Annotated in this window: 12 protein-coding genes; 6 read left to right on the top strand and 6 right to left on the bottom strand. The window is 42.9% G+C overall.

All coding sequences use genetic code 11. The annotated features are described in order from the left end of the window. Positions 1 to 216: 216 nt before the first annotated feature. The 4 genes from AACW90_RS11795 to AACW90_RS11780 form a co-directional block, all read right to left on the bottom strand. Positions 217 to 1083 (bottom strand): ABC transporter permease, encoded by an 867-nt coding sequence (locus tag AACW90_RS11795; protein ID WP_390234594.1) that lies wholly within the window; start codon positions 1081 to 1083, stop codon positions 217 to 219. Positions 1084 to 1091: 8 nt separating this feature from the next. After that, on the bottom strand, positions 1092 to 1934 hold the full coding sequence (locus tag AACW90_RS11790; RefSeq protein WP_195703134.1) for an ABC transporter permease: 843 nt from the start codon (positions 1932 to 1934) through the stop codon (positions 1092 to 1094). Then, positions 1931 to 3046, bottom strand: coding sequence for an ABC transporter ATP-binding protein (locus AACW90_RS11785; RefSeq protein ID WP_390234591.1), 1116 nt, complete (start codon positions 3044 to 3046; stop codon positions 1931 to 1933). The genes AACW90_RS11790 and AACW90_RS11785 overlap by 4 nt, the downstream gene beginning before the upstream one ends. Positions 3047 to 3149: 103 nt before the next feature. Continuing rightward, entirely contained in the window at positions 3150 to 4217 is a 1068-nt protein-coding gene (locus AACW90_RS11780; RefSeq protein ID WP_390234588.1) for an extracellular solute-binding protein, read from the bottom strand. Between the two features lie 372 nt (positions 4218 to 4589). Between AACW90_RS11780 and AACW90_RS11775 the strand changes: the two genes are divergently transcribed. The 3 genes from AACW90_RS11775 to AACW90_RS11765 all read left to right on the top strand — a co-directional run bounded on the left by AACW90_RS11775 (position 4590) and on the right by AACW90_RS11765 (position 8027). Then, positions 4590 to 5603, top strand: coding sequence for a DUF2804 domain-containing protein (locus AACW90_RS11775; RefSeq protein WP_390234585.1), 1014 nt, complete (start codon positions 4590 to 4592; stop codon positions 5601 to 5603). Between the two features lie 8 nt (positions 5604 to 5611). After that, positions 5612 to 6460 (top strand): sterol desaturase family protein, encoded by an 849-nt coding sequence (locus AACW90_RS11770; protein ID WP_390234582.1) that lies wholly within the window; start codon positions 5612 to 5614, stop codon positions 6458 to 6460. Between the two features lie 376 nt (positions 6461 to 6836). Then, positions 6837 to 8027, top strand: a complete 1191-nt coding sequence (locus AACW90_RS11765) for a class I SAM-dependent methyltransferase (RefSeq protein WP_390234579.1) — start codon at positions 6837 to 6839, stop codon at positions 8025 to 8027. A gap of 220 nt (positions 8028 to 8247) precedes the next feature. On the opposite strand, the gene rplY is transcribed toward AACW90_RS11765, so the two are convergent. Then, positions 8248 to 8526, bottom strand: a complete 279-nt coding sequence (gene rplY / locus AACW90_RS11760; protein WP_390234576.1) for a 50S ribosomal protein L25 — start codon at positions 8524 to 8526, stop codon at positions 8248 to 8250. Positions 8527 to 8686: 160 nt separating this feature from the next. After that, on the bottom strand, positions 8687 to 10426 hold the full coding sequence (gene radD / locus AACW90_RS11755) for a DNA repair helicase RadD (protein WP_390234575.1): 1740 nt from the start codon (positions 10424 to 10426) through the stop codon (positions 8687 to 8689). A gap of 77 nt (positions 10427 to 10503) precedes the next feature. On the opposite strand from radD, the gene rsuA reads away from it, so the two are divergent. The 3 genes from rsuA to AACW90_RS11740 all read left to right on the top strand — a co-directional run bounded on the left by rsuA (position 10504) and on the right by AACW90_RS11740 (position 13125). Continuing rightward, positions 10504 to 11202 carry a 16S rRNA pseudouridine(516) synthase RsuA gene (rsuA, locus tag AACW90_RS11750; RefSeq protein WP_390234571.1) on the top strand — a complete coding sequence of 233 codons (699 nt, stop codon included), beginning with the start codon at positions 10504 to 10506 and terminating at the stop codon, positions 11200 to 11202. 82 nt (positions 11203 to 11284) lie between these two features. Continuing rightward, on the top strand, positions 11285 to 12475 hold the full coding sequence (locus AACW90_RS11745) for a Bcr/CflA family multidrug efflux MFS transporter (RefSeq protein WP_390234569.1): 1191 nt from the start codon (positions 11285 to 11287) through the stop codon (positions 12473 to 12475). Then, positions 12475 to 13125 (top strand): DUF2913 family protein, encoded by a 651-nt coding sequence (locus tag AACW90_RS11740; protein WP_390234567.1) that lies wholly within the window; start codon positions 12475 to 12477, stop codon positions 13123 to 13125. Before AACW90_RS11745 ends, AACW90_RS11740 begins: the two co-directional genes overlap by 1 nt. Positions 13126 to 13165 lie beyond the last annotated feature (40 nt).

Below are 13165 nucleotides of genomic sequence, written 5' to 3'. Positions count from 1 at the left end.
TGGCTTTTTAGTTTCATGATTAGCTGGTTGCTGAATTATCAATTGAATCCGGTCGAGATAAAACGGTTACTTACTTTAATACAATTTCTGTAGTGTGGGGACGAGACGAGGGAAACGAGATAGGTGGATGAGGTTTTACTTGCGGAATATTTTAAGGTGTATTTCCTCGTTATCGTAATTAGATGCGATAACGAGGAGAGCGTTGGTCATAATGCGTCAGAGCTTCGTTTGTTGGGCTTTGTGTTGAAACCACGTATACAAACCAGCAAGCACGGTAGAACCTAACATTAATGCTACGGAGACCGCATTGACCACCGGGGTCGTGCCTTCTCGTACTCGTTGAAACATTTCGACCGTTAATGGTGAATCGGAGCCCACTAACATCAAAGTGGTATTAAAATTCTCGAAGGACATTAAAAAACCGACGATCGCGGTACTAACCAATGTTGGGCGTAAGAAAGGTAAGGTGACAGCCTTAAATGCTCTCAAGGGTGTTGCACCTAAATTGAGCGCCGCTTCTTCTAAGCTAGGATCAAATCGTCGATAACGAGCCAATAAAACGAGCGTTGTGATTGAAGTAATGAACGCAGCCTGACCTAATACAACCAAAATCAATCCGGGCCTAGCCCATTCCCACTCCCATGCCCAAGCCTCATCAACCCAATTCGCCATCGTACTGGACGTGACCAAAATAGAGACGCCCAAAATGACACCGGGGATAACTAAGGGGACCAACATCAACACAGACAGAAGCTCTTTGTAGCGGAATTGAAATCGAACCAGTAAATGTGCATTACTGAGCCCTAAAAGTGTTGACACTAGGGTTACCCCCAGCGCGACTTGAACACTTGTGAGTACACTAGACAACAAATTTTCATCGTTAAAAAGGCCTACATAGGGTGCACTATCACCCACATACCAAACGGTGCTCGCGCCTTTCCAAGGCAGTGATGGGTAAGCGGCGTCGTGAAAGGAAAACACCACCACCACTACCAAAGGCAGCAGCAAAAAGACAAAGAATATTGCGATAAAGCACTGGTAAATTTTCTTTCTTGAAGTGTTAAATGGTACTGAAGGGATCATATATTCTCCTAGCGTCCTACAGTGGACTGTAAAGACTGGCCACTGATCTTCAACCCGATCCACACCATTACCGATGACAACAACAGTAGCAGTAATCCCAATGCTGAACCTTGCTCCCAATTAAAGCGCGTAATGAACTGAGTGAAGATTTGCTCGGTGAACCATAAGCTATCTTTGCCTCCCATGAGGTTGGGTATTAGGTAGTTTCCTAAACTGAGCATGAAGACAATAATGCATCCCGAAACAATGCCGGGAAGCGCATGAGGAATTACGATATCTTTTAAAGCAACCCAACGACTGGCTCCAAGGTCGAAAGCCGCTTCAATGTGGCTATCGTCTAGGCTGTCTAGCGCACTGACCAGAGGCACCACCATAAATAGCAACCCGTTGTAGACGAGCCCCATGATGATGGTGTAGTCATTGTACAAAAATTCGATGCGCTGTTCGGTAAAACCCACCCACATCAGGGCGTTACTCAACAGCCCTGATTCACGAAGGATGATCATCCAGCCATAGGCACGAATCAGTTCGCTGAGCCAAAATGGCAGGATGCACACCATTAATAAAATGAGCTTATTGGCTCCGGTCGCCACTTTCGCAATGTAATAAGCCACTGGAAAGGCAAGCAGTAAAGTAAACACCGTTGCTAAAATTGACATCCAAGCGGTCCGAACAAAGGTATTCCAGTAAATACTGTGCTGAAAAAAGTTGTTAAAGTGCTTAACTGTCCATCCATCGCCTCTATTGGAGAACGCCAATTCGACTAACTGAAGATGTGGAATCACTATCAGCATTAATAGCCATACGATAGCGGGAGTAAGGAACAAAGCGAGTGTCCATTTTTTGCTCATTCGGAGATCCCTAATGCTATAGCCTGACTAGGGTCCCACCTCAGTTCCACAGCGATGTCTTCAGATCGTTCTTTGCGCTGTTTTGACTGCAGGTCGTTTAGTTGATTTGGGGTAATAGACAATCGAAGATCGCCGAGATTAGTAGAAACAATCGCGCCACTGGCTGCACCATCAAACAATAACTCTTTGAGTTTGCCTGATATGGGTTCACCATCGATGGGATTGTTGCTCATAGTGAGTGCTTCAGGTCGAAGATATATCTTAACGGTTTGGTTGGTTTTGAGCGCTGTTTGGCAGCAGGAGCGTGGTAATGTAAGCGCCACATCGTTCTGACTGACAACGGACAAAGTGGATGAAGTCATGTCTACAACTTTGGTGACAATGGTATTGTTTTCGCCTACAAATTCTGCAACGAAGGGCGTAGATGGTCGCATGTACAACTCACTCGGCGTTCCGATTTGTTCGAAGCGACCTGCGTTCATAACCGCGATTCGATCCGACATCATCAAGGCTTCACTCTGATCGTGAGTGATGTAAATAAATGTCGTGCCAAAGGCTTTTTGCAAGTGTTTGAGCTCAATTTTCATCTGCTCGCGAAGTTTTAGATCTAATGCGCCTAACGGCTCATCCAATAGTAGGACTTTAGGTTCTAACACTAATGAACGTGCTAACGCTACTCGTTGTTTTTGTCCACCGGACAATTGATGAGTTCGCTTAGTTCCGCTGCCTTGAAGATCAACTCGTTGAAGAATGTCTTTTACTTTAACTTTAATTTGGTTGCTGTTCTCACCACGTTGTTTTAAACCAAACGCGACGTTATCAGCAACGCTCATGTTGGGGAACAATGCGAGATGTTGAAACACCATGTTAAGGGGTCGTTTGTTTGGCGGTGTGTCGGTCACATCGTGTGAATTGAGTACAATGCGGCCGTGGCTTGGGGACTCAAACCCCGCTAACATACGCAGTAGCGTTGTTTTACCGCATCCTGACGGACCAAGTATTGAGAAAAACTCACCGGCGTGAATGTTCAGTTCTAGGTTGTGCACAGCTGTAAATTGCTCAAACTGCTTTCCTAACTCATGGCATTGTAGAATGTAATCGGGCTGGGGCATAAATAAGTCGTCGATGTTCCTTTAAAAAACACAGTCCCTGCTGAGACAATGCTCAGCAGGGGGAGGTAACTACCTAAACGAGTATGGCAGTAGTAATGCCAGATTAATTTGAGGCTTTGATTCGATCTAGGGTCATGCCTTCCATTTCTTCAAGTCCGGCGGGCACGGCTGGGTACCACTTAATGTTGTCAATGGCTGCTTGAGGAAAGCTCTTTTGGAATCGCGCTTTTGCGTCTTCATTTACAAACTCATCACTACCTTGAGATGCCGTAAAGTTACCCGCAGATTCTGTGATTTTAGCAGCAATTTCCGGACGCATTACAAAGTTGATCCACTGATAAGCAGCCGCTTCGTTTTTCGTTTTACGTGGCAGTGTAAAGGTATCAACCCAACCCAATGCACCTGATGACGGCGCAATGTACTCGATGTCGGTATTTTCTTGGTTGAGTTTCCAACCGCCGGCATCCCACGCCATACTGGCCACAATCTCTTCGGTACGCAACAGATTCATCAGTGCGTCAGAGCCACTCCAGTAGGTTTTGACATTGCCTTTACATTCAACAAGTTTGGCTTCGACCTTATCCAATATTTTTTGATATTGCGCTTGATCGGCATAGGCCGCAAACGGGTCTTCATCCATAGCAAAAGCGAAACCAATCAGAGTAGGACGCTTAAGACGGTAACTGACTTTTCCTTGGTAATCGGCATTACACAGGTCGGTGTAGTCAGAAATGTCGGACGCTTTTTTTGTGTTGACTACAAGTCCGCTGGTGCCCCAAATGTGGGGAACACCGTATACACTGTTGTCTACACTGGTGATTGCTTGAGTCGATTTCAGCATTGAAGGAATGAACTGCTTGGCATCGATTTTGGATAAATCGATCGGTTTGTAGATATTGAATTCAGCTTGCGCACCTGCAATTCGGTCTTGAGATGGCTGAGCCAAATCGAAACCAGAACCACCAGTGGCACGGAGTTTGGAAATCATGTCTTCATTATTGGAGGTCGTAACCTTGACGTCTATACCTGTCTCTTTTTCAAACATATCGATCACTTCATCGGGGGCATAACCTCCCCAAGTGAGTAGTCGTAGAGTGTCCGCTTGTGCCAAAGCAGGAATCATTGCGCTGGTCAATGCAACGGTAGCAAGTGTGCGTAGTTTAAATGTCATAGTGTTTTCCCTAACTGAACTGCGTTGTTTTGATTGGATTTTCTTGTGTTTTTTAAAACTTTGCCATCAGGATGTGACTAAAATGTGAACAGAGTATTTCACAATTAAGACAGTCGAACAAGGTGTTACTGTGGTCAGATAATGGCGGGTGTATCAAAGCGTGATAAGAAACTCAGTTCGGTTCTATCGTGGTATCTATGGCGTGCTTTTTTGTATCTGAGTGCTTTTTTAATACCTATACTGGTATGCCATCGATTCAAATTTTTGCTCCAATTGTGAACTAACTAGTAAAAAGTCGGTTAATAATGCTCCTAAATAGAGCAATAACGTTGCAAAATAGAGTTGTGTTAATAAATTGTTAATTGTGAATCTATGTTTAATACTATTCCTGCTCCACCATCGATTATCAAACAAGATGGAAGGCCGATATTTGGTCAGTTTGATGGTATTCCTTTAAAACTTGGAGTAGAGCACTTCTACTACACCACGGAAATGGACAAAAGGTCGAGAAAGTGGGCCAAATACTTTCATTATAAGCAGTTTCAATTTACCAGTATTGTGACTGAACATTATGTCATTGGTTTGGCCATCGCGGATATTCGCTATGCGACAACTGCCTTTTGTTATTTTTATGATATTAAACAAGATAAATTATCAGAGGTAAGCTGGATTAAGCCACTTGGCCTGGCTTCTACGATTACCAACTCACCTAGTAATGGTATCACTACACTTGATGGTGAACCGATCAAGTTCGACATTCAGCAGCAACAGTGGCGAGTGAAGATCAACAATAACGCTATTCACGCAGACCTATCTCTTATACCCCATTTAGAGAGTTTACCTTTGTCGATGTGTACACCAACAGGTTATTCTGGTTGGACTTACACTCAAAAACACAATGCACTATCCGTTGTTGGGCAACTTAGTATCGATGGTAAAACGATCAGTTTGGAACATGCGCTTGCTAGCTACGATTTTTCGGCGGGTTACATGAGAAGAGAAACCAGTTGGCGTTGGGCGAGCATCAATACAACGTTGGAGCAAGTTAAGTTGGGGCTTAATTTAGCCGCGGGTGTGAATGAAACAGGCGATGGTGAAAATGCGGTATGGATTGACGGCTCTCGTCATTTTCTTGGGCCTGTTCACTTCGAATTCGACCGCAGCAAACAAGAGAAACCTTGGCGAATCTATTCGCGTGATGGGCAAGTTAATTTAACGTTCACTGTGCTCAATAAACGCAGTGAAAAGCTCAATCTATGGCTACTTAAGAGCAATTTTCGTCAGTTTATCGGCCACTTCAATGGGACGATAATAGATTCGTCCGGTAACACGTATGAACTTGTCAATTGTCTTGGTTTAACTGAAGACCATTTTGCACGCTGGTAAGGATGAATATGGACATCTCATTTCTAATTGATCACCCTGAATGGTTACTTTTTGTTTTAGCACCGGTATTTCTATTGTGCATGTTGGCCGAGTACTATTTAGGTCAAAAATCGGGTCGCTTACCTGAAAACGCCAACTATCATCGCAATGAAGTGCTATGCAACTTTATGTTAGCAGGGATGCACCAATTAAGTGATTTAGTGACTGGTCTATTGATCGTTAATCTCTATATTTGGCTTTTTGGCTGGAAGATGTTTGATATTGACATGAACCTTGCCAGTTTTGCTTTACTCATTGTGCTGCAAGATTTCTTCTATTATTGGTTTCACAGGGGAAGCCATCGTATTCGCTGGATGTGGGCGGCGCATGTTGTGCACCATAGCTCTGAGCGGATGAACTTTAGCACTGCGTTTCGCCAGAGCTTTATGTATCCTTTCGCAGGTATGTGGTTGTTTTGGGTGCCATTAGTATTGATCGGTTTTGAGCCCCGTTGGGTTATCTTTGCGGTATTGTTTAACCTTAGTTTACAGTTCTTTGTCCATACGCAATGGGTACGTACTTTAGGCCCTTTGGAGCACGTGTTTAATACGCCTTCTCATCACCGTGTTCACCACGGCGTTAACGCTCAATATATCGATAGAAACTACGCAGGTGTGCTCATTGTTTGGGACAAGTTATTTGGTTCGTTTGAACCAGAACATGAGCCAGTTCGTTATGGAATATCCAAACCCATAAAGAGTTTTAACCCATGGACGGTCACCTTTACTGAGTGGAGAAACATGTTCGCTGACGGTTTCTCTTCGTCAACATCACTCAGACAAAAGGTGAGGGTGTTCTTTTCGCCACCCTCTAACTGATGGCTTCGGCACAAAACGGTGTAGTGGCATAGTGAATTTGTAAAAACCGACAGTTTAATGTAACCATGCACATAAAAAGGCTCCAATAAGGACTCGCAACGAAGGACATGCTTCTTGTTTTGAAGGTGTCTGTCCATTTATAACTTTTTTACTTAACCGCCGTCCATTTTTCTGCCATATGCTTGTCTATCGTTGTCGACTCAACCATATCGGCGGTGTCTATCGAGTTCCAGTTAGGAAATAAAGTCATCTCTAACGCTAACGCATTGGTATCGTTATTATCAATGACTATCTTTATAAGATTAAAGATTTGAATAACATTAACCTGTAGAATGGAGTACTAATCTTGTATTTAAAAATATTAAAAGAGACTGTTATGCCAATCTACAATTCCGCTGAATTTGACCTGTTTTTACAAACCTGCAATGACGCATTCAATGATCAACAACTGCAACGGTTAGTACTGTCAAAATACAATGGTGATAAAGCAGATCTAAAACGCATAACCATTCGACCACTCTCATTAAAAGAGCAACCATTACTTTCTTTTTTACATGAATATAAAACCCATCACATCACCAAAAACTTAACCATTGAAGAATCACTGGCTTTTTGGCGATCGGAGTTAGGTCACCACTTTTTTAACGCGCACTTAGTAACGGATGAATGGGAAGTGCAATTAAGTGTGAGTAAAAAAGGAAAAGTGTTAATGAAAAAGTACCCAAACAAAAATAAAACACTTCAAAAAACACAAATAGCACCTCACGATCGCGCGAAAAATCGCTTTGTAGAACAAAACAGACCTTATCTACATGAGCTTGGTGTAACTGATATCAAAGGAAATATCATTCCTGCTATGTCGCGCAAATGGAAACAGATCAATAAATTTATTGAAGTATTGTCGCACGCTATTGATAGCACCGGGCTTGCTAACCATGACAAAGTACATATCGCCGACTTTGGATCAGGTAAAGCTTACTTGACCTTCGCTGTGCATGATTATTTTATTGACAAGCTACAAGTAAAAACAGAAGTGACGGGTGTAGAACTACGTCAAAATTTGGTTGATTTATGTAACACGACGGCCAAGAAGTTAGCGTTAGAGGGCATTAAATTTGAGCAGGGCGATGTGCAACACTTTAAAGCACAAGGTATTAATATCATGATAGCGCTGCATGCCTGCGATATTGCCACCGATTATGCTATTCACATGGGTATTCGTACTAATGCAGAAATTATTATGTGTTCACCTTGTTGCCATAAACAAATACGTCCACAAATGAAATCTCCAACATTATTAGCACCACTTCTACAGCATGGTATTCACCTTGGTCAAGAAGCAGAAATGGTAACAGATGGATTGCGTGCGTTGTTGTTGGAAGCCAACGGATACGATACAAAAGTATTTGAGTTTATTTCACTCGAGCACACGAGCAAAAACAAAATGATATTGGCACAAAAACGCAAAAAACCAATCGATAACACCATCATACTTGCACAAATAAAGTCAATTAAAGAATTTTACGGTATTCAGGAGCATTGTTTAGAAAGCCTGCTTCTAAACTAATAAGCAATAAACATAAAAAGTAAGGTCATGATGATGTTTATTTTTTATTATTAATTTCTAAAGGTTGCTGTAAGCTTTGTTAAAAAAGCCCCAGAAACGGCGAAACCCCAGATGTTGGTAGCATCTGGGGTTTCTAATTTTTTGATGTCTCGGATGGTAAAGGCCGATAATCTCTATGCGAAAAGCTGGATATATCTTTTTCTATTCTGTGGTAGCAGAATTAGATACGGATAAAGTCCATGTGCTCAACTCTTGGCTTAAACGCGTGACGTTGAACGTCTTGCGGCTTAACCTTAACTTCTGCACCGTCGATCACTAGAGTGATGGCTTCGTAGAATTCAGGCTTGTCCATTTGATGAATCACATCAGAATGTAGAAGTGCGATAGAAACTGGAGCTGCTTCACCACCATAAACGATAGCTGGGAATTGGCCAGTTAAACGTAGGCGGCGGCTCGCACTCTTACCTAGTTCAGTACGTACTACTGTTTCAAATTTCATAGTATTTACTCTCAAATTAGTAAAAAATTAGGATTGTTTATCAGCATAGCGACCTAGCCGATAATGTATGCCGCAATCAGAAAACGGTCTGTTAGCTGTTTGCGAGCGCGGATACTACCATTCTTGCTATTTTCGAGCAATAGAATCCGATTGGAATTTGCTATTTTTCTCTCATCTCGTCTTCAAATATTTTATCTCGCATTTTCCAGAAACGACCAGACTTTCTAGCGATGACAAAAAGAGGTAAGCGAAAGCGATGTTGATTGGCGACCACGCGTGTTGGCGAGCTCTCATTAAAAGGTCGATGACGGTCGGCTAAATGAGGTCTGACAAATTGTTTATAAAATGCTTCTTTTCTCTTTTTGGTGTTTAGTGACCAAAATTCATGTACTTGAGCGTTATTGTCACCAACGTATGTTACCTTTAATTGATTCTTACCGCTGCTGTCTTTCAAGACGTTTAATTGCATATCCCTACATTCAAACACCAAAGCATCCTTTAGGTTAAGGGCTTCTTTAAGTTTTTTGTCTGGGTCAACAAGGGTCGCATCACACTCGTGGCAAATGCGTGCAGCGATGTCGTTATCGGCACCGCATTCGTGGCAGTATTTGGCTCTAAACCGATAGCCACAATGTTCTCGGGTTCCGTCCTCTTCTTCAAGGTAACCTTGGCAGCGTCGACCATAATGCTCAAGCAAGAACCCGTTGTCGTCCAATTTCCCCCAAAAATTGTTATTAAAGCCGCACGCAGGGCAGGGAATAGTGACAATGTCACTATTAGGATCGGGTTTTGGGTTACCGACCTCTGGTTGATAGAGATCGTAGTTATTGCCTGCATAATCCAAAACAAGGCAGTCTGTTTTGCCTTCCGATAACCTTAATCCTCGTCCAATAATTTGTTGATATAAGCTCACAGATTCTGTTGGCCGAAGGATAGCGATTAGGTCCACATGGGGGGCATCAAAACCGGTGGTTAACACCGATACATTGACTAAGAATTGGATCTCTTTATTTTTAAAGCTTTGGATAATGCGGTCACGATCGAGTGTCGGCGTATCACCAATCACTATGTCTGACTGGTCAGGTGGCAGCAAAGAGAGGATCTCTTGAGCGTGGCGAACCGTTGCCGCGAATATCATAATTCCTTGACGATCCGCGCCCATTTGGATGATTTGGTTAACAATCTGCGGCGTCGCTCTTTTGGCGCTTTCTATCACCATATCTAAATCAGATTCTTTATATCTTCCGAGGCTGGTGGGTTTTAGCGCCGAAAAATCATAGCTGAGCACAGGGGCATCGATCATCCTTGCTGGTGTGAGAAACTGTTCATCTAACAGATATCGAATGGGCAGTTCGAAAATACAGTCTCTAAAAAAGCGCGGTTCTTCGCTGCGAACTTGCCCTCTGGTATGGTATTGATATATCCAACCCATGCCCAATCGATACGGCGTCGCCGTTAAACCCAAGACTTTAATACCGGGATTTAGTTCGGTTACATGGCTGATGACTTTTTGGTAGCTGCTACTTTTTTCATCTGGTACGCGGTGGCACTCATCGATAACCAATAATGAAAACTGGTTTGCAAATGCATCAAGATTGCGCACTACCGATTGAACAGAGGCGAAGACAACCGGTTGGTTGGTCTCTTTTCTGCCTAATCCGGCAGAAAAAACAGCGCCTTTTTCGCCATAGCTTTCGTATTTAGCATGGTTTTGTTCAACCAGTTCTTTTACATGGGCCAGCACAAGTACTCGTCCTTTAGCGATACGAGCTAATTCCGCAATGACAAGACTCTTGCCGGCGCCTGTTGGTAGGACGATGACGGCAGGAGTTGTATGCTTTCTAAAATAATGAATAACGGCTTTGACTGAATCCGTTTGATAGGGCCGAAGTTTATACATATAGGAAAAGTGTGAAATAGCTCAACTAATTTAAGAAAGATCCCTATAATACCCCACTAGAGAAAGAAGAGGTAATCATGCGGTTAGATAAATTTTTGTGTGATGCATTAGGTGCGACACGTAAAGAAGCGACAAAAATCATTAAAAGCGGCAGCGTAACGGTTAATGACATCACGATAAAAAGTGGCGCACATAAACTAAAAGAGACCTGTGTTGTTGAATGGCAAAACAAGGTAATCACTGTTCATGGGCCTAGATATATCATGCTATTTAAGCCTGAGGGTTATGTATGCTCTCATGAAGATGGTTTCAACCCTACGGCGTTTGTTTTATTAGATGAAGTCAAGATGGAGAATCTGCACTTTGCTGGTCGATTAGATGTCGACACAACGGGCTTAGTGCTTATTACCGATGACGGGAAATGGTCACATCGGATTACTTCCCCTAAACATAAGTGCGAAAAAACGTACAGAGTTTGGTTAGCCGATCCAGTTTTAGATGATTACGTATCGACGTTTGCAGAAGGTATTGAGTTAAGAAGTGAACCTGAGCCGACACTGCCAGCGGCCTTAGAGGTTATCAACACCAACGAGGTCTTGTTGACGATTGTAGAAGGTAAGTATCATCAAGTTAAACGGATGTTTGCCGCGCTTGGAAATAAAGTCGAAGCGCTTCATCGAGAACGCATAGGTGCAATTGAATTGGATGTTGATTTAGAGCCAGGCGAATATCGTTATTTGACAGAAGAAGAAGTGGGTTCTGTCTGGAGCAAGTAATGGGCGAGCAAAGAGGTAGGTCGACTCGGTAGTAGAGTCGTTATTTACTATACATATTAATCAAAATTGATGTCGGAGCAGTATGACAAGTAGCAACACAAATCAGCTTGGCCTTTTAATGTTCATCATTTTAGGTGCTATTGGTGCACTGACTCCATTAGCCATTGATATGTATTTGCCTGCAATGCCAACTATCGCGAAAGAGTTAGGGGTAGATCCTGGCGCGGTTCAGATAACGTTAACAACCTATACAGCCGGGTTTGCTATTGGTCAATTATTGCATGGACCACTCTCTGACAGCTATGGTCGAAAGCCTATATTAATTATAGGTATTTTGCTGTTTGCGATTGGTTCTATCGTGTGTGCGACGACATCCGATATCGAGTCGTTAAAATACGTACGGGCGGCGCAAGGTTTTGCTGGGGCGTCAGCCGCGGTTGTTATTCAAGCCTTGGTTAGAGATATGTACGAGAAAGAAGATTTTGCTCGTACTATGTCCTTTATTACGTTGGTCGTGATGATTGCACCACTTATCGCCCCCATGCTGGGTGGTTATTTAGCCGTTTGGTTTGGCTGGCGCTCAATATTTTGGGTTCTCGCGGTGGTATCTGGTTTGGTTATCGCTGCCGTTATCTGGAAGATACCAGAGACACTCGCGCCAGAAAACAGACAGAAGCTGCATTTTAGAACCACGATTCAAAACTATATCCGCTTGTTTATGAATCCAGTCGCCTTGGGTTTGATGTTCGCTGGTGCGTTCTCATTTGCAGGTATGTTTGCATTTCTAACCGCGGGTTCGTTTGTTTATATCGATGTCTACGGGGTGGGTACGTCGCAGTTTGGCTATCTGTTTGGTTTAAACGTTGTCGGTTTATTCATTATGACGACCGTGAATGGCCGGATTGTCAGAAGAGTGAGCTCTAAATGGATGCTTTCTTTTGCCATTCTGATTCAACTTATCGCTGGTGTCGGGCTCTTTTTTGGTTGGTTAGCGGATATTGGATTGTGGGGTATTGTCCCTTTTGTCATGCTCTATATTAGTATGATGTCTACAGTGGGTAGCAACTCGATGGCTATCTTGCTATCGGCTTACCCAAGTATGGCGGGCACCGCTTCTTCGTTAGCGGGTACGTTGAGATTTGGTGTCGGATCCATTATCGGTGTTATCGTTGCAATGTTGCCGGGTGACACGGCATGGCCGATGATTTTGATAATGACACTATGTGCCGTAATGTCTGCGGTTTTTTATTGGTTTTTAGGACGTAAAGCTTAATGGCAATCTATACAATTGAAATGCAAAACGTAGTTAATTCAGCGCTTGATGAATTGGAAGAACTACATAAAAAAGGAAAGGTGGCCAATACACCTGTCAGTAATACACATTTTTTGGTTCGCTGGGTGACACTGAGTCTGAAAACTCAGAGATTTGATCGCTGTGTTCGCGATAATCTTGTACGTTGGCAAAAAATGGGAAGAAGCAAAGGGACTAAATCGGAACTGATGTTTACCTTCAAAAATATCTCTAAGTTTTATGGTCAGTTATCACCAGTAGACGAAGAACCTAAGGTTATCTCTGATTCTGATATTGAAGCGTTTCTTGAGGTGATGGAAAAGGCCAATTGGGGGGTAAGTACTGAGTTTGAAATTACAGGCAAAATGCAGGTATTTACGGAAGGGGATAACTCTTTCCTCCTTTGTGCAAAGCAATGCGATGATTGTTTTGAAGGAGGCTCTGAACTAGTAAAACCAATGAGTTTTTATGTTCGAGGTCACCATGCAGAATTTGTCAGGATGGCGAGTGAGTTTGGTTTTATGCTGCATAAGCGTACGGATTATAAGTCAGCAGTGAAGTATCACGGTGAATACCTAATTTACCCAAAAAACCAAGGAAGCCAATTGGCGGAGATCCCAATCGGTTTTTAAGACCAAATAGGGATAAGTTACAGGTTCAAAGCTAATTAAC

The organism is Vibrio frigidus (assembly GCF_042465995.1).
GTDB lineage: Bacteria > Pseudomonadota > Gammaproteobacteria > Enterobacterales > Vibrionaceae > Vibrio.
Note: the sequence above shows the minus strand (reverse complement) of the source record. Positions and strands in the feature narration are given on the sequence as shown.